The sequence below is a fragment of the Spirosoma areae genome (genome assembly GCF_054781775.1).
The window spans coordinates 320,453-344,313 of record NZ_BAAGTT010000034.1 but is presented as its reverse complement, the minus strand read 5'-3'; the positions used below and the strand labels follow the sequence as shown (position 1 = coordinate 344,313).

Annotated in this window: 20 protein-coding genes; 4 read left to right on the top strand and 16 right to left on the bottom strand. The window is 52.1% G+C overall.

All coding sequences use genetic code 11. The features are described from left to right. Positions 1 to 204 precede the first annotated feature (204 nt). The 15 genes from ACYVI1_RS20660 to ACYVI1_RS20590 form a co-directional block, all read right to left on the bottom strand. Positions 205 to 786: a Uma2 family endonuclease gene (locus tag ACYVI1_RS20660; RefSeq protein ID WP_460912680.1), complete on the bottom strand. Its 582-nt coding sequence runs from the start codon at positions 784 to 786 to the stop codon at positions 205 to 207. Between the two features lie 83 nt (positions 787 to 869). Then, entirely contained in the window at positions 870 to 2,174 is a 1,305-nt protein-coding gene (locus tag ACYVI1_RS20655; RefSeq protein WP_460912679.1) for an enolase C-terminal domain-like protein, read from the bottom strand. Between the two features lie 92 nt (positions 2,175 to 2,266). Further along, entirely contained in the window at positions 2,267 to 3,388 is a 1,122-nt protein-coding gene (locus ACYVI1_RS20650; RefSeq protein WP_460912678.1) for a mannonate dehydratase, read from the bottom strand. 23 nt (positions 3,389 to 3,411) lie between these two features. Continuing rightward, positions 3,412 to 4,305 (bottom strand): 2-hydroxy-3-oxopropionate reductase, encoded by an 894-nt coding sequence (locus ACYVI1_RS20645; RefSeq protein ID WP_460912687.1) that lies wholly within the window; start codon positions 4,303 to 4,305, stop codon positions 3,412 to 3,414. Continuing rightward, positions 4,302 to 5,747, bottom strand: coding sequence for a GntP family permease (locus tag ACYVI1_RS20640; RefSeq protein WP_460912676.1), 1,446 nt, complete (start codon positions 5,745 to 5,747; stop codon positions 4,302 to 4,304). Before ACYVI1_RS20640 ends, ACYVI1_RS20645 begins: the two co-directional genes overlap by 4 nt. 134 nt (positions 5,748 to 5,881) lie before the next feature. After that, positions 5,882 to 6,655 carry an HpcH/HpaI aldolase family protein gene (locus ACYVI1_RS20635; protein ID WP_460912675.1) on the bottom strand — a complete coding sequence of 258 codons (774 nt, stop codon included), beginning with the start codon at positions 6,653 to 6,655 and terminating at the stop codon, positions 5,882 to 5,884. Between the two features lie 30 nt (positions 6,656 to 6,685). Beyond that, positions 6,686 to 8,215: a SusD/RagB family nutrient-binding outer membrane lipoprotein gene (locus ACYVI1_RS20630; protein WP_460912674.1), complete on the bottom strand. Its 1,530-nt coding sequence runs from the start codon at positions 8,213 to 8,215 to the stop codon at positions 6,686 to 6,688. A gap of 59 nt (positions 8,216 to 8,274) precedes the next feature. After that, positions 8,275 to 11,775 carry a SusC/RagA family TonB-linked outer membrane protein gene (locus ACYVI1_RS20625; protein WP_460912673.1) on the bottom strand — a complete coding sequence of 1,167 codons (3,501 nt, stop codon included), beginning with the start codon at positions 11,773 to 11,775 and terminating at the stop codon, positions 8,275 to 8,277. A 35-nt stretch (positions 11,776 to 11,810) separates the two neighbouring features. Continuing rightward, on the bottom strand, positions 11,811 to 12,932 hold the full coding sequence (locus tag ACYVI1_RS20620; protein ID WP_460912672.1) for a FecR family protein: 1,122 nt from the start codon (positions 12,930 to 12,932) through the stop codon (positions 11,811 to 11,813). 23 nt (positions 12,933 to 12,955) lie between these two features. After that, positions 12,956 to 13,573 carry an RNA polymerase sigma factor gene (locus ACYVI1_RS20615; protein WP_460912671.1) on the bottom strand — a complete coding sequence of 206 codons (618 nt, stop codon included), beginning with the start codon at positions 13,571 to 13,573 and terminating at the stop codon, positions 12,956 to 12,958. 235 nt (positions 13,574 to 13,808) lie between these two features. Next, positions 13,809 to 14,282 (bottom strand): Uma2 family endonuclease, encoded by a 474-nt coding sequence (locus ACYVI1_RS20610; protein ID WP_460912670.1) that lies wholly within the window; start codon positions 14,280 to 14,282, stop codon positions 13,809 to 13,811. 143 nt (positions 14,283 to 14,425) lie between these two features. Then, positions 14,426 to 14,770, bottom strand: a complete 345-nt coding sequence (locus tag ACYVI1_RS20605; RefSeq protein WP_460912669.1) for a HepT-like ribonuclease domain-containing protein — start codon at positions 14,768 to 14,770, stop codon at positions 14,426 to 14,428. Further along, positions 14,763 to 15,071, bottom strand: coding sequence for a nucleotidyltransferase family protein (locus ACYVI1_RS20600; RefSeq protein WP_460912668.1), 309 nt, complete (start codon positions 15,069 to 15,071; stop codon positions 14,763 to 14,765). The genes ACYVI1_RS20605 and ACYVI1_RS20600 overlap by 8 nt, the downstream gene beginning before the upstream one ends. Before the next feature lie 35 nt (positions 15,072 to 15,106). Beyond that, positions 15,107 to 16,468: a sensor histidine kinase gene (locus ACYVI1_RS20595; protein ID WP_460912667.1), complete on the bottom strand. Its 1,362-nt coding sequence runs from the start codon at positions 16,466 to 16,468 to the stop codon at positions 15,107 to 15,109. A gap of 1 nt (position 16,469) precedes the next feature. Beyond that, the gene (locus tag ACYVI1_RS20590; RefSeq protein ID WP_460912666.1) at positions 16,470 to 17,447 is read right to left on the bottom strand and encodes an acyl-ACP desaturase; all 978 of its coding nucleotides are present in this window, start codon (positions 17,445 to 17,447) and stop codon (positions 16,470 to 16,472) included. 165 nt (positions 17,448 to 17,612) lie between these two features. Between ACYVI1_RS20590 and ACYVI1_RS20585 the strand changes: the two genes are divergently transcribed. Both ACYVI1_RS20585 and ACYVI1_RS20580 read left to right on the top strand, forming a co-directional pair. Further along, entirely contained in the window at positions 17,613 to 18,359 is a 747-nt protein-coding gene (locus ACYVI1_RS20585) for a lysophospholipid acyltransferase family protein (RefSeq protein ID WP_460912665.1), read from the top strand. An 85-nt stretch (positions 18,360 to 18,444) separates the two neighbouring features. Continuing rightward, positions 18,445 to 19,074: a hypothetical protein gene (locus tag ACYVI1_RS20580; protein ID WP_460912664.1), complete on the top strand. Its 630-nt coding sequence runs from the start codon at positions 18,445 to 18,447 to the stop codon at positions 19,072 to 19,074. A 27-nt stretch (positions 19,075 to 19,101) separates the two neighbouring features. Here the strand turns inward: ACYVI1_RS20580 and ACYVI1_RS20575 are convergent, their stop codons facing one another. After that, the gene (locus ACYVI1_RS20575) at positions 19,102 to 20,484 is read right to left on the bottom strand and encodes a sigma-54-dependent transcriptional regulator (RefSeq protein ID WP_460912663.1); all 1,383 of its coding nucleotides are present in this window, start codon (positions 20,482 to 20,484) and stop codon (positions 19,102 to 19,104) included. A gap of 99 nt (positions 20,485 to 20,583) precedes the next feature. Between ACYVI1_RS20575 and ACYVI1_RS20570 the strand changes: the two genes are divergently transcribed. Both ACYVI1_RS20570 and ACYVI1_RS20565 read left to right on the top strand, forming a co-directional pair. Next, positions 20,584 to 22,344, top strand: coding sequence for an ArnT family glycosyltransferase (locus tag ACYVI1_RS20570; RefSeq protein ID WP_460912662.1), 1,761 nt, complete (start codon positions 20,584 to 20,586; stop codon positions 22,342 to 22,344). Between the two features lie 251 nt (positions 22,345 to 22,595). Next, positions 22,596 to 23,843 (top strand): efflux RND transporter periplasmic adaptor subunit, encoded by a 1,248-nt coding sequence (locus tag ACYVI1_RS20565; protein ID WP_460912661.1) that lies wholly within the window; start codon positions 22,596 to 22,598, stop codon positions 23,841 to 23,843. Positions 23,844 to 23,861: the final 18 nt, after the last annotated feature.

Sequence of the window (23,861 nt, the reverse complement as noted above, 5' to 3'; positions counted from 1 at the left end):
TTGAATAACTTGCCATTGGGAGTCGGTCAGATCAGTAGGATACATTGGTGGTTCTTTGTTCCTACAAACTTACCGGCTCCTTATTTTTATCAAAATGCTATTTTTAGACAGTCTCTTAAAAAGTAAACAAATTTACAGACAGAAGAACGGAATCTTTTTCCGTTTACTTTTTTAGTAAATATTTAGTGGAAAAACGAGCAAAAGCTAAATAAACATATCCGCCACCATAAATTGCAACTCCGGCACGACGGGAGCCGCCGAAATGACAGCCTGTCCTTTGTAGGTTTTTGAGTCGTCGGGGGAGGTGTAGACGAAAATCTTCTGGCGCTTTGGAGCGATGTACCAAACTAACTGCGCCCCACCGTCGAAGTAGTCCTGCAACTTGTCCAGTACGTCGTTGTAAGTTTCTGATTCGGACAGGATTTCGATGGCAAACAGGGTGCTGACCCGCTCGCCACGGCGTATGGCTTGTCTTTGTAGGTCGGTGAGGTAGGTTAAGTCCGGCCTGCGCCGACGAGTTGCATCAATATAGGCATCCAATTCGGGCAATAAAGTGTGTTTCTGAGCGAACTGGGGCGTTTGTATAAACTGCCGAATTAGAAAATCAGCAATATCTGCTTCGTCTTGTTTCATGGCGGGTTTGGGAATGATGTGACCGGCCACAAATTCATAGCTGCCTTTAAACGGAGGCTGACGTTCCCACGCTTCAAATTCGTCAACCGTCTGAAAATGAGTTGGCAAAACGGTATTGGATTCGGTAGGTAGGGTCTCGATAGTGGCGATCATAACGGTATCCTGACTTGGTTAACAAGTACGAATATACGTCAACGAATCCAACTCTCCCACGTTTATGGATACTATTACCCCCATCACCACCGAACGGATTGAAACCGCCAGCCAGGTTGGACTTTCTGCATTTCGGTTTCATCATCCCGCTTTTTTAAGCCACAAGCCAGATAATTCTGATGCAGTTTTGCTAAGGCATCCCGGTCGAGTTCGACGCCGAGTCCGGGTTCCTGCGGCACGGCAACGGCTCCGTCTTCAAAAGTGAACCGACCGGCGGTAATAACTTCGTCCGACTGCCAGGGATAATGCGTATCGAGCGCGTAGGGAAGTTTCGGTAAGGCCGCGCCGAGGTGAACCATTGCCGCCAGCGAGATACCCAAATGGCTGTTGGAGTGCATGGACAACCCCCGCCCGAAGGTTTCGCAGATGCCCACGAGCGTCATGGAAGCCCGCAGGCCACCCCAGAAATGGTGGTCGCTCAGGATAATGTCCTCCGCACCCAGCGTAATGCTGCGGGGGATATCCTCGAACGAGGTTGTACACATGTTGGTGGCGAGTGGCGTTTTCACCGCTTTTCGCACCATCGCCATGTTTTCCTGACCCCGGACCGGGTCTTCTAAGTATTCAAGAATGGGTTCTAATTGCTTGCCGTGTTTGATGGCCGTTTCAACTTTCCAAAGCGCGTTTGGGTCAATACGCAGGGGCACATTGGGGCCAAACGCTTCGTGCAGCGCGAACATGGCATCGACTTCCTGCTGCGGGTCAAATACGCCCCCTTTCAGCTTAATGGACTGAAAGCCAAACTCGGCGCACATGGCTTTTGCCTGCGCCACAATCTCCGCCGGATTCAGGGCAGACTTCTGCCGGGCAGCGGCCCATCCCGACGCAGTGGGGTCCGTGCCGAACGCCAGTTTGCCGCCCGCACCTTCGTATTTATAAAACAGATAGGCCGAAAACGGCACGCTTTCGCGCATTTTGCCGCCCAGCAAATCAACGACGGGTCGCCCCGTAACTTTGCCGATGATGTCCATGCAGGCCACTTCGATGGCGCTGAAAATATGCACCAATTTCCGCTGGTCCCAGGGGGTTTCGCCCCGTTCGGCTGCTGTGTCGGTCCCGAATTGGTTGACCAGCACCCGCCGGATGTCATTCAGTTGAAAGACATCTTTGCCAATGAGCAGGGTTTTGGATTCCTCCAGGGCCGCGTCTATGTCGCTGTTGCCAGGAATCTCGCTAATGCCCGAAATACCGTCGTCCGTCACTAATTCAACAATAGTGCGGAGGGCATAGGGGGCGTGTAACCCTGCGGCATTCAACAGCGGAGGGTCAACGATGGCAATGGGCGTAATGTGAATTTCCTGAATGCAGGGGCCGATTTTGTGGTGCATAATTAGTTTAAAAATACCCCCAACCCCCTGAAGGAGGCTTTGCTCACTCTGGGACAAAGCCTCCTTCAGGGGGTTGGGGGTTTGTAAATATTCTATGACGCTTCATCCGTCACGGTCTGGAGCAGTCCTTTGATGTAGCCGTAGCAAAACGAAAAGGCCTGCAAACCGCTGGCCGGGTCGGCATGGTGCGGCACATGGTCGGGCATAACCATCCCGTTAAAGCCAACGTCGCGCAGGGCCCGGACAACGTGCAGAAAATTCATATCGCCGTTATCGGGATATACTTCCTGAAAATTGTTCCAGCCGCCTTTGATGTTACGCAGATGAACGTTGAAAATCTGGTTTCGCTCACCGACCCATTTGATAATCGGCATGATTTCCGTTTTCGGGTCTTTCAGCCCTTCGGCTATCGAACCAATGCAGAAGTTGAAGCCGTGATACTCGCTGTCGTAGAGTTTGGCGAATCGCTGAATTCCCTTGAACACATCCGGGCTGTTCCAGCGCGTGATGCCGCGATACCCAACCGGCGTTGGTGGGTCGGCAATGTGGTTGGCCAATTTCACTTTGTATTCTTTGGCAACGGGCAGTATGCGGTCGAGGAGGTAGGTGATGCGCTCAAACATCTGCTCAATCGACACGTCGCCCGCTATTGTTTTGGGCAGATTTTGCTTTAGGGCTTCCTCATAATTCCAGGTGCTGTAATCGGCATTGCCGCGTTTGGGATCGGTCGTTTTGCCAGTACGCAAAACGGGCAGAATGGTCGTGTTGTAATTGAGGACTTTAATGCCGGTTTTTCCGGCGACCTGAATCATTTGCTGGAGAATTTCGATTTCCCGGTCGCGCTCCGGGCTTTTGCCGAGCATGATGTTCGGGTATTCGGCCTTGTCGATGCCCGACGATGCCAGCGGAAAATGATACGCATCCAGCGTGATGCCATACTTTTCGCAATCGTCCCGTTTCTTCATCGAGTCGTCCAAATCCCAGCCTTTACCGGGGATGGTTTTCGGCGCGCCACCGTCTAAATTATACACGCCATGCCGGGCCTTGAATTCAAGATTTTCTTTGGTTGTGCCGCCCGACTGGCAACCGACTTTCATGAGCACTTTTTTGGGAACGGCGGCCTTAATTTCAGCTTTTGCCTGCAACGGCCCGGTTCCGAAGGCGGCTCCCGCAGAACCTGCCGAAATGACCTGAATAAACTGTTTGCGTTTCATGTTGGTAAGGGTCTTTTTTTTACTTATTTCTCCAGCAATAACAGTAAGGAACTGTGATCTAAATCACCATTTCCCTGATTCACAGCCGCTTCCATCTGGGTGTCAACCTGGGCCGTTCCGCTGAGCGTAACCGAAAACTCCCGTGCGGTCTGCAAGGCAATGCCCATGTCTTTCTTATGCAGTTTAATCTTGAAACCCGGCACAAAATTCCGGTCGATCATCCGTTTGCCGTGCAAATCGAGAATGCGGCTCTGGGCAAATCCGCCGAGCAGTACCTCGCGCATTTTTTCGAGATCAACCCCGGCTTTTTTGGCTAAGGTAAAGGCTTCGGCAACCGCCTGAATAGTCATCCCGACAATCATCTGATTGCACGCTTTGGTGGTTTGGCCCGCGCCCGGTTCGCCAATGTGAACAATATTTTTGCCCATTGCCTGAAACAGTGGCAACGCCCGCGCAAACGAAGTCGCACTTCCGCCCACCATAATCGACAATGAAGCCGACTCCGCGCCCACCTGCCCACCCGACACCGGAGCATCTAAACTCTCCACGCCTTTCTCCTGCATGGCCGCGTAAATGCTTTTGGCAGAAGCAGGCGCAATAGTCGACATATCGATGAACAGCGCGCCCGGTCGAATGCCCGCCAGTACGCCATCCGGCCCGGATATGACCTGCTCAACATCGGGTGAATCGGGCAGCATCGTAATAATTATGTCGCACTCAGGGGCCAATACTGCGCTTGTCGGCAAGGTCTTAGCACCCGCTTCAACCAACTCGCCGGCAGCCTTACTTTGGCTCAAAACGGATACCGAATAGCCCGCTTTCAGTAAATTCAGGGCCATTGGTTTGCCCATGATACCTAAGCCAATAAATCCTACTTTTTCCATAGCTAAAGAAGCCTCTTTGGGGTGGGGCGTTATATCAACGGAAACAACTGCGCGCCAATCAGAATAACGACCAGCCCCGTCAGGCCCATCACCACCAGCAGGGGCGAAATTGTTTTCAGGGCTTCCTGTTCGGTTAAGTTACTCAGCTTGCACACAATCCAGAAACCGGCGTCGTTCATCCAGGGCACTAATTTAGAGCCGCAGCCGATGGCTAAGCCCAGATACACCGGGTGAAATTCCAGTTGGGCATTAGTCGCCATCCCCGACAGAATTCCCGAAGCCGTAATGAGTGCCACCGTAGCCGAACCCTGCGCCGTGCGAACAACGGCGGCAATCAGAAAGGCCAGCGGAATCAGGGCCATCTGGTAACCTTTGGTCATGTCGGCAATGCGCGAACTGATGCCGGTTTGCTGCAACATGCCCCCGAATGCTCCGCCCGCAGCCGTGATGAGAATAATGCCTCCCGCACTCATCAGAGCCGCCTGCACAAAAGGAGCCAGCCCCTCTTTCCCGCTCTTCTTCTGGTTGACAAGAATCAACAGGGCCGCAACACCACCCATAACAACCGCAATGTTCTTCTCTCCAAAAAAATGGATTAAATCGAATAGTCCTTTCTGAAAAGCGGATTGCGTGGCGGCTGCGCCGGGTGTTGCCATCGCACCTATGGCGGTATCAGCGCAGATGAAGACCAGTGGAATCAGAATCGGCAGCAGCGACACGCCCAGTGGGGGGAGGTTGGCATCCTCTTTGGCCGCAATCAGTTTGATATCTTCCAGTCGCGCATCCAACGAATCGCGTAACGGAATCGGCCATTTTCGATTGGCCCATAGCGCGAAAAAATAACCGGATGTAATGGTGAAAAGACCCACGATAGTACCGCCAATCATCATCATCCCGATGGGAATTTTCATTTCACCAATCAGAAACAAAGGGCCGGGAGCAGGGGGCACCAACGAATTGGCCATGGCGGCCCCGGCCATAATGCAGAGCACCAGCAACAGGTAATTTTTGCCAATCCGCATGGTCATGGCTTTGGCTAAGGGCATCATCAGGAAGATAACCGTATCGAAAAACACGGGAATGCCGATGAAGAAACTACTAACTAAGAAAGCAATGGGTGCTTTCCCGATGCCTGTAAGTTTCAGCATCGACCGGATGATTCGTTCGGCAGCCCCGCTTTCGAGCATACATTTGCCAATGATGGCGGCCATCGCGATCAGAATGCCGATTTTGCCGCAGGTGTTGCCAAATTCAACGGCAATCCGCTCGCCGATGCCTTTTTTGGTTAATGCGAGGGCTGCGGCTGGTGCAGTGCCCTTTGCAATAGCGTATTGTTCGATGGCCGAAGCGGGTGTCATCAGCGCCACAACAAACGCTCCAAGCAACAGGGCCAGAAACGGGTGCAGTTTCAGCCCGATAATACCACCCACGACAATCAGTACACCAACGGCTAAAATAAAAAGAGGATCGGTCATTCGGGGAAAATTAAGGAATGGTTGGACTATGGAAATGATAGAACGCTGATCTATATGATTCTTATGATTAGGTAAGATTCTGATTCATAGTTAATCATAAGAATCATATGGATCAGCGTTCCAGCCTACTCAAACTATTTATACGCTGCCCGAAAACCATCCATCTTTTTGGCCAGATTCCGCGCACCGTCAGCAACAAAAGTGGCATCGGCACCGCAGGCAATCAGCCGGATGCCGAGGTCATGATAACGCTGGTAATCGTCGGGGTTGAAAAAAAGAATGCCGGTCGATTTGCCTACTTTCTGAGCCGCATCGACCGTTTTTTGTAAAGCTTCTTTGAACCGGGGATGGTCGAACTGCCCGAAAATACCCAACTCCATCGACAGGTCGGCGGGACCGATAAACAGCACATCAACGCCCTCAATGGCCGCCACTTCATCTAAATGGTTCAGCACCTCAACGGTTTCAATTTGCAGCACGCCCAGAATGGTATCTCTGGCCTGTTCGTAGTATTGAGCAAAATTCTGCGCGAAACCGGTTGCCCGCACCATTTTGGCAACACCCCGGCTCCCGTGTGGCGGATAATGCAGTCCATTGACCACTTTTTGTGCCTCCGCCGGGTTATTGATTTTCGGGCACATGATGCCTTCCGCGCCCATGTCGAGCACCCGGCTAATGCGCTGCGGTTCGCTGCTCTCGACCCGCACAATAGCGCCCACAGCCGTATGCTCAAGAGCCTGTAGCTGAAACAAGACATCTTTCTCCGTTCCCGCTCCGTGTTCGAGGTCGATGAGTACCCAGTCGAAACCCGCCTGACCCACAATTTCGGCGGTGAGCGAACTGCCCAGATTCAGCCAGCACCCGTTGAGCGTTTCGCCCTGTTTCAGTCGTTGCTTCAGATTTTTCATGTACGAATAAAAGGTGGGAACATAGTGGCTTTACTTCTTATCCCACCAAACACGGGTGTCCAACAAATTCGGACCCTGTCGGCTGATAGCCTGCTGCACGTTGGTTTTGTTGACATTGAGTTCGGCATCGGTATAAGTCAGCCGCCGGATAAACGGCTCGGTTTTTAAGTCGCTGCCAGGGAACGGATTGGGGGTCAATACCGGGAAGCCACTTCGGCGGAAGTTGGCCCAGGCTTCAGGGCCAATCAGGAACGAAGCGACCCAGTACTGCGTGTTGATTTGCTCCAGTTCTTTACCCGGCGTTAGTGGGTTAGCTGTTACGTAGGTCGTGATGGCCGCATCGGGAATGGCCGTTGTTGCGCCATAAGCCGACAACTGCCGCATGTGCGACCGGATGCCGTTGCTGTACAGGGCAGCGGCATCGCCCGTTGTCCATTTCCGAAAAACAGCCTCGGCCAGCAGAAGCTGCGTTTGGGCGTAAGTAACTAAAAAGCTGGGGGCCAGCAGGGCAGCCATTCTTGTTTTGTCAAGCTGACTGTAATCCCACAAACTGGCTAATTTACTGGCCGTTACGGCGCTGCTGATGGTGGTATTGTCGTAGCCTAATGGCGCACCAATCTGAACGCTGGGCGTGCGGTTGGCCCGCGACTCCACCTGCTGAGCGCCACTCGTTGCCCCTACATACCGAACGGCAATGGACGCCAAACGAGGGTCGTTGTTTTTGCTCAGAAACGAGACAAAATCTTCAGCTAAGTAGAAAAACGCCGATTGCCCGCCGTTCAGTTGAGAGCCTACCGGATTGGTGAAACTGGCGTTGTGCCGGATGATGGCATTGTCGTCGTTCGATTGCATGACCCCGCCCGCTACGGCCTTGCCCACGTATTCGGCGGCTTTGGTTGGGTTCACTTTGGAAAGCCGCATGGCCGCCCGCAGCAACAGCGAGTACCCTAATTTCTTCCACTTGGGCACGTCGCCATCGTAGAGTACATCGCTGGACACTTTGGTTTTCTTGGCATCCAATGCCGCCGAAGCGCCATCTAATTCATTCAGAATGTCGGTATAAATCGATTCCTGTGTATCATAAACCGGGGTGATAATGCCTTCCAGATAACTCTTGCCCGCCTGCGTATAGGGAATATCGCCGTAGGTATCGGTCAGCGTCATGAACGAATACGCCCGCCAGATTCGGGCCATGTTGTATAGATTCGAGCGGTTCGGGTCATCCTTTGTTTTCGTAAGTACATCAGTCAGTTCTTTTATCACCGACTGGTAATAGGTATTCCAGTTTCCGGCGGCAACAGCCCGGTTGTCCTGGTTGAAATTAGCCGCCGACCCCTGCCCACTGAAGGGCGTAATCATTTGCTTTACGATGGTTGTTTCGTAGCTCAGATTGCCATAGCCTGGTGCGCTGGCCACAATAGCGGTATTGAGCTGGAAGGCCGGTTCCACCGCCGTGAGCGCAATGGGGTTCACGTTCATCTGGTCAAAACCCTTATCGCAGGAAGCCAGAAAAAAGAAGGTCAAGACCCAGGCAGGTATGTATTTATGGAGCGTTTTCATATTTGTTAGTTTATGGTTTCAGGTTCAATGGAATTTGGAACATGAAACATGAAACTGTCTTAGAACCTGACATTTAAGTTAAATCCAATACTGCGGGTTATGGGTAAACCGGTTGCTTCCAAACCGATTAAATTATCGGATGGGAAGCCGAATTGCTCAGGGTGGATATTCGGCACCCATTTCTTGATGACCGCTACGTTATTCGCCACCGCATTCAGCCGGACGCCTTTGATGAACTTGCTGGAGGCTGGCAAAAATTTAGTGAAATCGTAGCCGACCGTTACCTGCCGCAATTGCCAGAGTCCGGCGTTGTACACGAACTCTTCGGCAATGTTCTGTGAGCGAACGGTTTCATAATAGGCCTGCACGCCCGACTTGGTTTTATTGACCTCGCCATTCGCATTCACCCCATCGCCAATGACGAAGTTTTCGGCCCGTCCAACCAGCGTTGCTTTGTGCAGACCATGCCGCCAGGCGTTGTGGTTGGTCCCGGAAATCATTTTGTTCCCCAGCTTGAAATCAATCAGGAACGACAGATTCAGCCCTTTGTAGCTGAAACTGTTCGTGAACCCACCGACCCATAAGGGCAGCGCACTACCGAAACTTAGCTGGGTGGCTGTTCGCAGGGGGCGACCGTTGCCCGCGTCGAAAATCTGTCGGCCCTGGGCATCGCGCAGATAGCCGAAGCCAAACAACTGCCCCATGGGCAGGCCCACTACCTGCCGGAGTTCGCCGGTGAAATCGCCCGTGCCCACGGTAATCATGTTATCGCTTACGCTTGAGCCTAAATCAAGCACCTTCGTTACGTTGTAGGCCGCATTAATATTGACATCCCAGTTAAAGTCTACCCGTTTTACCGGAGAGAGGGTCAGCAACATTTCCAGGCCCCGATTCTGGCTTTGCCCCACGTTAATTAGCTGCGTGAGGTAGCCACCCGCATCGGAAGTCTGCGCCCGCAGAATCTGGTCAGACGATAGTTTGTCGTAGTAGGTCAGGTCGAGTCCAACGCGGCTATTGAACAGTTTCAACTCCAGTCCGACTTCTTTTTCGGAGACGCGCATGGGCCGCAGGTTGGCGTTCGGAACGGTTGAGCCGCTAATGCTGGCCAACGGTTGGGAGGTCCCACTCGGCGAGGGAAACTGCTGGGCATTAATGCCATAGAACAGGTTATTAGCGTAGGGCGACACGTCGGTATCGCTGCCGACTTCAGCATAAGCGGCCCTGATTTTGCCAAAGGTTATCCAGTTCGGCAAGGCGCTGGCGAGGGCCTGCGAAAACACAAAGCTGACCGTTGCCGACGGATACAAAATACTGCGGTTGGCGGGCGACAACGTCGAAAACCAGTCGTTGCGGACGGTTCCGTTGACGAACAGAAAATCTTTATACGACACCTCCGCCGATCCATACAATGAGTTCACCTGCCGCTCCGAGATTTCGTAGGTAGCGTCGCGCTGTTGCCCGTTGCCGATGGTATAGAGGCCACGGGTATAAAAGTTCTGCACGAAGACGTTGTGGCGGCTGATTTTGCGGTACATCTGGTTGCCGCCCGCGTTCACGTTCACGCCAAAAACGCCGAAGGTGCGGTTGGCTCCGATGAGAAAATCGGTGTTAAGTTCGCGCACATTCCGGGCGTCCTGCACATACTGCCCGTTCACGAACCCGGCGGGTGCAGCCGCCTGTCGCTGGCTGCCAGTAGGCAGGTTATAATCCTGTTCGCGGGCGTAATAATCCTGACCAACCCGCGCCTGCAAAAACAGCCAGTCCGTAAAATTATACCGGGCTGTCAGGTTACCAAACACGCGGTCGTTGCGGATGTTGTCGAAGCGTTGCAGGGCAAAATACGGGTTCGTCCGGTTCGTAAACCGCGACCAGACTACTTCGTTGCCGTTGGCATCGGTCGCGTATTTTTCCAGCAAACTCAGCGGCAGCGAGTTCGCCATGTTGAACAAAACAACGGGGCTGTAATCCTGCTCGGCAATGTTGGGCGGGTTCGTCCGGGTTTCGTTGGAGTAGTTGATATTGCCCGATACAGTCAGCTTTTTGGCCAGCGTTTGGGTAAACCCCAGATTAATGGTTTTGCGGTTATAGCCCGAACCGGGCAGGATGGTCTTATTGTCTAAGTTGGAGACCGACAGGCTAAACCCCCCAAATTCGTTTCCCGACGACAGCGTCAGGGTGTTCGTCCAGGTCTGTCCGGTTCGGTAGTATTGAGTAATTTGATTGCGCTGCGGTTCATACGGCACCTCGACCCCATCGAATAATATCTGCGTCATGCCGGGCTGAAACTTCTCCCCGAAACTCCACTGCCCCGATGTCGGAAACGGGGCCGTCGGGCGCATACCATTTTCGCCCTGACCATATTCGTACTGGTAATCCGTATAATCTAAGGGCGTGTCGGTCGTGAAATTAGAATTGTATTCCAGCCCAATGCCCGTGCCGACGCCCCTGGTTTTGGTCGTAATCATGATGACCCCGTCTTTGGCGCGGGAGCCGTAAAGGGCCGAAGCAGCCGCCCCTTTGAGCACAGTCATGGTCTCGATGTTGTCGGGGTTGATGCTGCTCAGACCATCGCCCCCATCGGAAGTGCGGTTACTGCCTTTTTCGGAGACGTCTCCTCTGGCTGCGTAGTTCGTATTGTCGATGGGTACGCCATTGACCACAATCAGGGGCGAGTTATTACCGCCAAAAGACGACTGCCCCCGGATGCGGATTTTGCTGGTTCCGGCGGGTCCTGACCCCAGCGATGTGATGTTAACACCGGGAATTTTGCCTTGCAGGGCGTTCATGAAATTGGCGGTGCGGTTCACGGTTATCTGGTCGGATGTAACCGTCGAGGTGGCATAACCGATGCTTTTGGCTTGCTTTTTTATGCCGAGGGCCGTTACGACCACCTCGCCCAGCGATTTGCTTTCGGGTGTGAGCGCGATGGTTACCACCGACTGATTGCCGACCGAGATTTCCCGGCCTTCGTAGCCCACAAAACTGAACACCAGTACGGTTGTTCCGGCATCGGGAATATCTAACTGAAAAGCACCTTTCGCATTGGTCGTCGTGCCCCGCTGCGACCCTTTGATAATGACACTGACACCCGGCAAACCGGTGCCTTTTTCGTCGGTCACGCTGCCCGACACCATTCGCTTGGGTGCGACTTCTTCGAGTTGTTCGACAGGTTGACTAAATCCCGTTTCGTTGGTCGAGGGCAGACTGGCCGACAAAACCAATTTTCGCCCAACCAGTTCATAATTAACCGGCAGAGGCTTGAAATACTTGTTCAGGACCTCTTCCAGCGTTGCATTATTGGCGTGAATGCTGAGTTTCTGCTTCGGGTTAATGACCTGCGTGCTATACACGAATTGCACATCCGTCGCTTTTTCAATAGCGCTTAATATGGACTTTATGTCTTGATTATCAACGTTTAAGGTTAATCGTTTTTTCAGGTACTCCTGGGCGTAGGTCGGGTGGGCATACGACACACTCATTAACCAGACCATCAGTAAACCCTGCGTCAGTGAAAAGCGCATAAGCGTTAGCCACCGTTGTCTGTAAAGGTATTTTTTCATGTTTGGTAAGGTTTATAGGTTTTGATTTAGGAAGTTTATCGGTACCCTTTCCGGCTAATTACTAATTGGCCGTCCGTAATTTCGTAAGTGGCCGAAGCCGCTTTGCAGAGTATATCTAATTTTTCGTACAGCGACTCGTTCGGCAACGAAGCCGTGATTTTACAGCCGCTAAAACTCTGTTCGTCAAACTGAATTGGAATCCCGTAGCTCTTTTCTAATTCGCGCAAAATCACCGGCAGGGCCACTTCGTCATACACAAACTGCGCGTTTTTACTGGCTCTCTCCACTAAAGCCGGGTTGGCCACCAGCGTTTTCATCAGATTGCCGTCACTTTTTTCAAAGAAAGCGGCCTGGTTCGCGTACAGAATCAACCCATTGACTTCTTTGTTGGCAGGCGCCCGTTCGGACCTGGCCTTGTAGACCGACACTTTTCCTGATAGCACCTGCACGGTAATTTTCCGGTCGACGTCGAAGGCCCGAACCACAAACCGGGTGCCGAGCACTTTGGTGACCATTTCGCCCGAGTAGACCATAAATGGCTGATTTCGTCGCTTCACCGAAAAACTTGCCTCGCCCGTCAGGTACACTTTGCGTGATTTTCCCGCAAATTGAGCCGGATACCGCAACCGACTTTTGGGACTCAGCAGCACTTCCGAACTGTCGGTGAGTACAATACGAAGGGGTTGCTGCGTGTCGTTACTCGTTTCAACCAACTGATTCGCAGCTATGTCCGGCTGTTTGATGAGCACATCGGGCAATCTACCCGCCTGTTGAGTTGGGCTACGACGAGTTATGTACCAGCCCAGACTGACCACAGCCACCAGCATAGCCGCAGCCATTGCCCACCGACTGCCCCATACGAAGCGGTTTTCCTGCCGAAACGTCTCTGCAAAAGAAGAACGGTGGGGTCTATACGACCTGGCTTTTTGAATGAACTGCTCAGTTTCTTTTCGGATGTCGGTTTCGCTGATTCGCTCGGGAACCACCGCGACCGCCCGGATGAATTGCTCGGCTTGTCGGAACGCTTCCTGTTGTTGGGGATATTGTTCGGGAAACGATAGCCAGAATGATTCGCGGTCACTGTGGCCCTGCACCCAGTCCCGAAAATCTTCGTCCTGGATAAAATCGTCTACCGTATAGGAGCCGTACTTTTTCATGGCTGTAGGTTGTGGTGTTCTGGTTAGGCGTCGATACCGTTGAGCGTTGCCGTTAGTGAAAACAGGAGCAGCAGGATGCCCACGACCCAGTTTTTACGCAGATTAGTCAGGGATTTCTGGAGCAGATTATACACCGATTGGCGGCCCAGATGCATCACATCGGCTATTTGCTCGAAACTCAGATTCTGGTAAAAGCGCAGGTAAATAAGCTCTTTCTGGCGTTCGGGCAGGTGATTGAGCACTTGCTCCAGCTTTCGGATTTGGTAAACTTCGTGCTCTTCCTCAATCAAATGAATGTCTGCTGAGAATTCAACGGAAAACGAATAATCATCGGGAAGGGTAAACTGGTAGGTAGTCTGTTTTTTCGCCCGTTCGCGCAGAATACGGCTTTTAAGCACCACGAGCAGATACGACCGGACATTCTCAACCGAAGCGATGGACTCCTGAATCTTCCAGAGATTGACAAACATTTCCTGAATGCAGTCTTTCACAAACTCCCGGTCGGCGTGCAGGCGCATCCCCCAGTGAAAGAGGTCGGCGTAATAACTCTGCATGAGTGTAGCGAGGGCGTACATGTCGCCTGCCCGGTAATCCTGCCAAAGTTGCTGCGCTGCTTCCGAAGGTAAACCTCTGCTCATCATTCTACGGGGCTTTATAGAATGATACCGTTTCCCGGAAAATCTAACCTATTATTTAAGACTTTTTTTGTAAAAAATTAGAAAATACTTATAAAAGGAGGGTAAGGGCACTCCAGATGGAATAAGCTACAAAGAAGGAAACATTTATTTGTCTGTAATTTTTTCAGATAAACAGCTTCTTAAAAACAGACAGGCTTCCTGGAAGGAAGCCCATAATAGCTGCACCGTTTAGGCTGATCTACGCAAACACCTCTGCCAGCGGAATACTAATTTTCAGTAAGTCATCTACCAGCGTATCCGTATGCGTGAATGTCTTGAATTCATCGAACGAACTGAATACGTAGATGGACCGCAGGCCGGGCAGCACCAACCAGCAGGATTGAACGCCGTGTTCAAAATAGGCTTTCGATTTATCAATCAGTTCCTGAAGGCTCTGCATGGGCGATATAATTTCAATGGCGCAAAGTGGGGGCGTTGTTACCCGAATTTCGTCCTGCCGAACGTCAATCTCCATTTTTGGGTAAACGACCAGATCAGGAACCGACCACCAGCCGTCTAAATCAAGGCTGAGTTCCGACATAAATGTAAATCGGTCTCTGTAACGGGATTTGAGTTCAAAAATAATATTGCTCTGAACGTAAGCATGTACTTTACTGGGCATAGGTTTTCCTCGTTCCTGTTCGTATGCCGACTGTTCCGTTACCGCTTCCATTGCACTCCGGCGTTTAAAGTTTCTGTAAGTATAAGCAAATTTTCAGAACGTGAGGCTAAAGGTACTGCCCGCGCCCGGCGTCGATTCGGCGGTGAGCTGGCCACTGTGGAACGGCTTAAACGGACTGAAAATCTACTCAAACGCTAATTGGTACCTTCCGAAAGCATATGATCAATTTCCTGTTTCAGCGCGGGAAGACTCTTGATAACAACACTCCAGACAATCGCATCATCGACGGCATCATACGCATGTATAACACGATTCCGCAAATCGACAATACGGCGGGCGTTAGAAATTGCAATGGCGCTATTTAGTTTCAAAATCCGATTCGTCGCTTCTCCTATAATTTCCAATTCACGTTCAACGGCCCGTCGAACAGTTATATTGGCCTGATAGGCCACAAAATCGCGTTTGCCTGCGAGGTGAATGTCTATGTTCTGAATAGCACCGACTATATCATCCAGCCACTTGCGGACTTCCTCACTCATAAATAGTCGTTTTGGTTTGGTTAAGCACGGCAATGAAGTGCGGGTTTTGTAAAGATCGTTCCGTCACCAAATCGACCGGCCGTTTTAGCAGCGACTCAAGGGCATTGGCAATAGCAAAGTAATTTTCGCCGTATTGTATCGGGTCTAGTGTGTCATCGAACGCAATTAGTAAATCAATATCGCTTGCTTCAGTAAAATACTCGGTACAAACGGAGCCAAACGCATACGCCCGCTTCACGCCGTTCTCCCGCAGAATTCGGGTAACCGCTGGCAGTTCGTTCACTAAGAGTGCATTAATCATGTTGATGCTGTTTTGCTGTAAGTATAAGCAAATTTTCAGAACGTGAGGCTAAAGGTGCTGCCCGCGCCCGGCGTCGATTCGGCGGTGAGCTGGCCACTGTGGAGCTGCATAATCTGGCGCGACAAACTCAGCCCAATGCCGGAGCCGGTTTTCTTGGTCGTATAAAACGGAATAAAAATCTGCTCCAGGGCTTCGGGTTCAATCCCCGGCCCGTTGTCAACAACGCGGATAACCACGCGGGACCCTACCGGCTCGGCTTCAATCCGAATGATGGGCGTAGTCGATTTGCCAACACTTTCTACCGCATTTTTGATTAAATTCAGCAGCACCATTTCAACCTGGGCCGCGTCAGCCCGGATGGCCAGGTTCGGCGACGATACGATACTGCTAATCTGGAATTTATGCGCGTCGGCCTGCACCAATTGCAGTACATTTCGTACCAGCGGCTCCACCGGCACATCGGTAAAAATCGGTTGGGGAATCGTCGTGAAATGGCGGTAGGCGTCCACAAACTGCATAATGCCCGCCCCGCGCTGCTCAATCGTCGTTAGCGCATCGCGCAGGTCGTTTACCGATTCGCTAACGAAGGAGGGCCTGGCCAGGTCAGTGCCACCTTCGAACACGGTCAGCGGCACCAAATCGGTTTCGACAATGTCGCGCATGGTGCCCGCCAATGACACAATAGGCGTAATGGAATTCATGATTTCGTGCCGCAGCACCTTTGTCAGGTTTTGCCAGGCTTCGAGTTCGCGCTGCTGCAATTCCGGGCGGATGTTCTGCATGGACACCACCGTTACCAACCGCCCCCGCAACCGAACTGCCGTGCAGCGTACTGACAATTCCCCATCGGCTCCGGTCTGGTACGATACCGGGGTGGGCGATGTTGTTGATGACCGCAATAACTCGCTCAGTTCGGGATGCGACGCGTTAAGGTCTTTGATGGTGCGGAGCCGGTAAATTCCCAGTAAGCGCAGGGCTGTTTGGTTCACCAACTCGACCTGCCCGGCGGCATCGAAGGTCAGCAGGCCAACATTAACGTGCTGAACAATTGTGTTCACGTAATGCAGGTTGGCTTCTTTTTCGGCCCGCGCCTGCCGGAACGCATCCAGCACTTCGTTGAACTGGTCGTTCAGATTATAGAACGATGGGCCGAGGTTGCTGTCGGCCCGGAAAGCCACAGCAAAATCAGAATACCGAATCGACTCCAGAAACCGGGTCAGTTTGCGGTTCAGGCTGGTAACATAGCGGTAAAGATTCGCCGATACAATAAGATGAAGAACGAGAAGCGGAAACAGCAGCAGGCCGTTTCCGTCCTGAAGAAAGAAGTAGGTTATCGCACTGGTCAGAATGACGATGCCGACAATGCGCCAGCCGATGCCGAGAGCGAACCGGTTCATACTACGCGGCAATCCAGCTAAACGGATACTCAAGGGCCGGAATCTTCGTTCGCTCTGCCACCCGGCGCAGCCGGGCGGGCAGGGCCATCAGGTAATCGCGGGCACGCTGACCGGCATCGTTAAGGTCGTTGACGGCCCCAATATTCCAGTCAATCAGCAACGACTCGGCAATGTCGATGTAATCCTGGGTCGTATAGACGCCTAACCGTTGGGCGGCATCTGAAAAGTGGCTGAACGTTTCGCCGAGTTTAACCCCGGTTTCGCGCAGGAAGTGGGCGGGCATCACAATTTTCTTCCGCATCATATCCTCGAACGCCAGCATCATCTCCGATGGGTCGACCTCAAAAATCTGACTCACAAATGATTTATAGGCTTTAGCGTGGCGCATCTCGTCGGACGCGATTACTCCGCAAATTTTCGATAGCTGATTACAGCCCGCCTGCTTGGCCAGCGTGGCCGTTCGGCGGTGCGACACGTTGGTGGCCAGTTCCTGGAACGACGTGTAGACGAAATTCCGGTAGGGGTCGCGGCCCGTGCCAATGTCGAAGCCGTCGGCAATTAAATACTGCGTCGATACTTCCATGGCCCGCATGTTTACCCGCCCCGACAGGTACAGAAATTTGTTGAGCAAATCGCCATGTCGGTTTTCCTCGGCGGTCCAGCTCCGAATCCAGCGGGTCCAGCTCGTGGGGGATCGCTGTTCAACGCCTTCCATATCCATCAGCCACGACTCGTAGGTAGGCAGGGCTTCTTCGGTTATCGTATCGCCCACGAGCACGGCCACGTAGTCGTATGACAACTCACGCGTGCTCTCGCGAAGCAGTTTGACCTCCTCTAAAAAGGACTCCTTCGTCGTATCAGGCAACAGGTCAGCCGGTTGCCAGTACGTCTCAATCGGTTTGAGAAATTCATCGATGGAACCGTCGACTTTTTCGCCGACGAATCGCATAACATCCAAACGTGTGCCAGATAAAGTCATAGGAGTAATTAACGAGGAAACTAACCAATTAACCCGAACGAGTGGGTAAAGTTCGGTTAAAATTAGTGATACATTTAGCCCGTTTCTATTTTCTTCCCGATTAAAAGCGACTGATTGTTAATTTTGAGCCAAAATGGTAACCCCACTGACGGCCGGCTGGCATGTATGAAGAAACTATTGGATTATGTGTTGAGCAGCCTGTATCTGCTCTATTTCGGGTTGGTATTGTGCCTGTTTCATGTTGCCCAGGCTATTGCCTTTAACCTGTTTGGCCGACCGGCCCACAAAGTAACCGTCGATTGGATGAATGCCGCTATTGCCTACGGCTGGTACCTGACCGGCAGCCGCATTGGCTTTCAGCAACACACAAAGTTACCCATCGACCGGCCCATTATTTTTGTAGCCAATCACCAGAGCATGTTCGACATTTCGCCCATTATCTGGTTTTTGCGCCCACACACCCCCACATTTGTATCTAAAGTTGAACTGGCGCACGGCATACCGGGGGTTTCCTATAACCTGCGGAAAAGTGGAGCCGCCCTCATCGACCGCAACGATCCCAAACAAGCCATTGTCGAAATTGCGCGATTGGGTAAACTTATTCAGCAGCAGAACCTGTCGGCAGTGATTTTTCCCGAAGGCACCCGGTCGCGCTCGGCTTCGGGGCAAATGAAGCCTTTTGTAACGGGGGGCGTGGCTACACTGTTGAAGCGGGCACCAAATGCGCTTGTGGTGCCAATTGCCATCCGCGGAACGGGAAAATTTAATCCAAAAGGCTTGTTTCCACTGACCTCGTTTTCCCGAATGTCGTGGACCGTACTGCCGGGCATCGAACCCGCCGGACGCCCGCCCGACGAAGTAGTTCGGCTGTCGCAGGAAGCCATTGCCGGGGAGTTGGGGCAAGTTATATAGCGTCCGGGAATTTTATCGTAATCTGGGTGGAGAGTTTGTAACTTTTCAAGAATACCACATATATTTACCGAAATTTGCTGCCCATATGACACCTGATAAACTACTTGATCAGATTGAACCCGTATTAGCCGATGTAGCTCAAAAAACCGACCGCTTGATTGAATCAAACGGGCAGATTTTGGAAGTAGCTATCCGCGCCGATGCGAATGCCAAAATCGCAGCCCGAGGAGTTGCTGATTTAACCATTGAGATGCGTCATCGGTTTGTTCAGGTTGACCAACGATTTGACCAGGTCGATCATCGGTTTGTTCAGGTTGACCAACGATTTGACCAGGTCGATCATCGGTTTGTTCAGGTCGATCATCGGTTTGTTCAGGTTGACCAACGATTTGACCAGGTCGACCAGCGATTTGACCAGGTCGATCATCGGTTTGTTCAGGTCGACCAGCGATTTGACCAGGTCGATCATCGGTTTGTTCAGGTCGACCAGCGATTTGACCAGGTCGATCATCGGTTTGTTCAGGTTGACCAGCGATTCGACCAGGTCGATCATCGGTTTGTTCAGGTTGACCAGCGGTTCGACCAGCAGCAAAATCAACTTGATGAATTACGGGAAGAAATGAGAGAAGGTTTTTTGCAGGTCAATCAAAAGTTTGAGAAAGTGGAGCAAACCCAGCAGGAAATTCTTACTATCCTGCGGGAACGCCTTCGATAAGCATGAATTAGCGACTAACGCAGTTACTTATAAGCCAAACTTCTCCAGCCTTCTGTACAATGCCTGCCGCGACAGGCCCAGTTCGCGGGCTACGTCGGTGATGCTGCCCCGGTGCTTCTGCATGGCCTGCTGAATCAATTGCCGCTCCATATCTTCTAATTGCAGCGTTTCACTAATCGCTGATGTGGAAGATGCTCCATTCTTGAAGACGAAATTTGCTGGCTCCAGCAGCGTACCCTGCATGAGTTCGGGCCGAGCCAGAATTATAGCCCGCTCAACGGCATGCTGCAACTCCCGAACATTACCAGGCCAGCGGTATTGCTTCATCTCGGCCAGTAACGCCGGGCTTAGGCCCGCAACCGACCGGTTGTACTGTTTGGTGTATTTTTTCAAAAAAAACTCAGCCAATGGGCCAATATCACCCGGACGTTCCCGCAGAGGGGGCAGGTGGAGTTCGATGGTATTGATGCGATACAGTAAATCCTGGCGGAAGTGCCGTTCGGCTACGCGTTCGTTGAGGTCGGCGTTGGTCGCGCAAATAAGTCGTACATCAAGTGGGCGGGCCTTGTTTGAGCCGACCCGCGTAACCTGACGCTGTTGCAGAACCGTCAGCAGCCGGGCTTGCTGAGCCGGGCTTAGGTTACCAATTTCGTCCAGGAAAATCGTGCCGCCATTCGCTTCTTCAAACCGCCCGGCGCGGTCATCGCGGGCATCTGTAAAGGCACCTTTGACATGTCCGAAAAGCTCACTCTCAAACAGGCTCTCGGTCAGGGCGCCAACATCCACCGTGACGAACGGCTTGTCGTGCCGGAGCGATTGGTCGTGAATGGCCCGGGCAATCAGGTCTTTACCCGTTCCGTTTTCGCCCAGAATCAAGACGTTAGCATCCGTAGGAGCTACCTGCTCAACCGTATCCAGCACAGAGCGCATCGCTGAGCCAATGATGCTGGTTTGTTTGGGTAGTTTCTTGCCTGCTGACTCTTTCCCGGCCTTTTCCGACCCGCCTTCTACACTGGCGGCCCGTTGCTTTCCGCCTTCAACAGCCCCCCGAATGGTGTCTAAAAACTTATCGTTCTGCCAGGGTTTCAGCACAAAATCAACCGCGCCCGCTTTAATGGCCCGAACAGCCATTTCAACATCGCCGTAAGCAGTAAACAAGACTACGCGTGCGTTCGGGTCAATGTCCAGGATGCGGTCGAGCCAGGCAAAGCCTTCCCGGCCACTACTCACGTCCCGCTGGAAATTCATGTCCAGCACAATGGCATCATAGCGATTGGTATTGAGCAGGAACGGCAGTTTTTCGGGATTTTTTTCAATATCTACCGCGCTGACGTGTCGTTTTAGCAGCAATCGGGCAGCCAGCAGCACATCGGGGTCATCGTCGACGAGTAAGAGTTTGGCATCCTGCATAGGGTAAAGATAAGAGGCTGGGCTATTTGTTGCACACAGGTACTGATTCAACAACGAATTAAGGTTTTCTTCCGTACTTTGACACGTAAATTGTCATAAATGGTCAGGGACGGTCATGAGTGGTCAGAAATTGACGACCGCTGGTTTTATGCACTAACCGCTATTGGCGTGTTTTTAAATGCCACCGGCCTGTTTCCGCCGGTGATGGAACTCGACGGGGCGCTCTATGCCTGCATTGCCAAACAAATGGCCCAAACCGGCGACTTCGTAAATTTTTACGCCGTTGGCACCGACTGGCTCGATAAGCCCCATTTTCCATTCTGGGTAGTGGCCGTTAGTTATCGAATTTTTGGTATCAACACGTTTGCCTACAAGTTTCCCGCACTCCTGTTTTTTCTGGGCAGTGTCGTTTATACGTATCAGTTTGCCCGGCTGACATACTCGAAACTAGTTGCCCAGGTGGCTGTTTTGGTGCTCCTAACGGCTTTTCATGGCGTTTTGTCGAACAGTGATGTCCGGGCCGAACCCTACCTGATGCCGCTTATTATTGGGGCCGTTTATCATTTCTATCGCGTGTTTTTGGGTGGCAGAAACGCCATCTTCCGAAGATATGGCGTTTCTGCAAACAACCTACACCTGATGGCGGGCTCGTTTCTGACAGGATGCGCCCTGATGACCAAAGGTTGCTTTGTACTGATTCCCATTGGTGCGGGGCTGGGGCTGCACTGGCTCCTGACCGGCCACTGGCGTGAGCTGCTAAAACTGCGCTGGTACGTGGCCGTTGCCTTATCGTTTGCGTTCACGCTGCCCGAAATCTATTGTCTCTATCAACAGTTCGATGTGCACCCCGAAAAAGTTATTTTTGGTAAAACCGGCGTGTCGGGTGTGCGGTTTTTCTTTTGGGACAGCCAGTTCGGGCGGTTTTTTAACACGGGGCCAATTAAAGGCGAAGGCGACAAACTTTTTTTTGTTCATACCTTACTATGGGCGTTTTTGCCCTGGTCGCTGCCGTTGTATATGGCGGTTTATAAAGCCTTGATTAATTTACCCCGACGACGGGAGTTCCTGCCAGAATATGTTTCTCTCGGCGCTGGACTGTCCACTTTTTTACTATTCTCGCTGTCGGGGTTTCAATTGCCACACTATCTGAATATCGTCTTTCCCTTTTATGCTATTCTGACAGCGCAGTTTTTGGTTCGTCTGAAACCTGCTAACCTGCGCCGATGGGCCGTAGCGCAAACCATCATTGGCATTCTGGTAATTGTGCTCGTTATCGGGCTGTTGCTGCTTGTTCAGCCCGATCGAATTGGTGCGGGAATCGGCTGGGTTGTGGTCATTACGTTTGCCACATTTACGCTTTTCCGGCAACTGAGTGTACGCTCGCTGATGGGCCGGATGGTGGGAATGATGCTGGTGCTGATGGGCAGCTTAAATCTGTTCCTGTACCCGACTTTTTTGCAGTATCAGGCCGGCATGGCAACGGCTCAATATGTGAACGGGCAACCCAACCTGGCCCAACGTCCAACCGTGTTGTATGAACCCGGCACGGGGGTGGGGGGAGGCAGTTTCTGGACATATGAATTGTATGCCAACGCCCCCACACTCTACGCCCGCAGCGATTCGGCCCTCCGGGTCCAAGTACAGAAGGCTCCGAAGCAGGTGTTCACGACAGCCGAGTTGGCGGACTCTCTGACCCAGCGGGGCTTTCAGGTTCGGCGGCTGGCTGTGTTTCCCTATTTCCACGTCAGTCAGTTAACCTACGATTTTCTGAATCCGGCAACACGCGCTAAAACACTCCTGCCGTATGTGCTGGCGGAGATAAAGAGCGAACGAGTGCATCGGAGCGCCGAACCGGAGTGAACGAGTGCATCGGCGCGCCAGCATGAAGCAACGCCAAAAGCGGACACGTTTCGTCCGAAAGCGGACATATTAACCTCCCTATTTTGAAGCTAATTTATTGACTATCAAGACTTATTCCCAACTGGCATGACTATTGGCATAAAGCACCATAGCGAATGGGTTCAGACGAAACGCTTACCATAACAGCAGGCTGTTTTCACTCATTCACTCCGCTCCGGCGGCCCGGTTTCACTCTTTCGTTCATTAAACTAATGGATCGCGTCTTACCTAAACGATTTTGGACACCCCAGCGCATGGCCCTCATCGGGGGCGGTGCCGTGATTGTGAGTTTAGTAGCTTACACATTTTTCTTTGCCGACCGACGGTCGAAGCTCAACGTTGAGAAAGATAAAATAACCGTCTCCGATGTATCGACGGGCCCGTTCGAGGATTTCATTGCCGTAACGGGCGTGGTGCAGCCCCTGAAGACCATTCGGCTCGATGCCATCGAAGGGGGTTACGTAACCCAGAAACTCGTTGAAGGCGGCAACACGGTGAAGCAGGGCGACGTGCTGCTCAAGCTCGAAAATCAGAACCTCAAACTGAGCTTTCTACAATCAGAAACAGAAGCCAACCGGCTCGTCAACGACCTCCAGAATACCCGCCAGCGCCTGCGTGTGGAGCGGTACACACTCCGCAAAAACTTATCGGATTTGGACTACCAAACTGAGCAGGCTAAGGATACCTATGAGCGGCAGGAGAAACTGTTTAAAGACAAGGTTATTTCGGAGCAGGATTATCTGAAAGCTAAACTCGATTACAACAAACTGATTGAGCAGCGCAAAATTGAAGTCGAGTCGCAGAAGTATCAGGAAGACAACTCGAAGCTCCAGATTCAGCAACTTGAGGGCACGCTGCAACGTACACAACGGAATGTGGCGCTTTGGCAACAAACGCTCGATAATTTAGTGGTGAAAGCGCCCGTATCAGGCCAACTGTCGAGTATCGACGTGGAGGTTGGCTCGAACATCAACCGGGGGCAGAACATTGGCCAGATTGACGACCTGAACGGCTTCAAAATGCGCGTTGGCGTCGATGAGCACTACATTAGCCGGGTGTTTCCAGGGTTGAAAGGGTCATTTGAGTTCAGTGGAAAAATGCACGAGCTGGAAATCAAACGCGTGTATCCGGAAGTACGGGCCGGCCGGTTTGAGGTCGACATGATTTTTCCCAAAGGCGCCCCCGAAGGCATCAAACGCGGGCAGTCGTCGCCGATTCAGTTGGAGTTGGGCAAAGCCGCTAAAGCGACGCTGCTGCCCGTTGGCGGCTTCTTCTCCGACACGGGTGGCAACTGGGTATACGTAGTCGATAAGTCGGGCAAACGGGCCGTGAAACGTCAGATTACCTTAGGCCGCAAAAACCCGGAGTTCTACGAGGTGCTGGAAGGTTTACAGCCCGGCGAACAGGTCATTACGAGTAGTTATGAGAATTTTGGCGATAACGAAGTATTGGAATTCTGACGTTAACTACTGACCTCG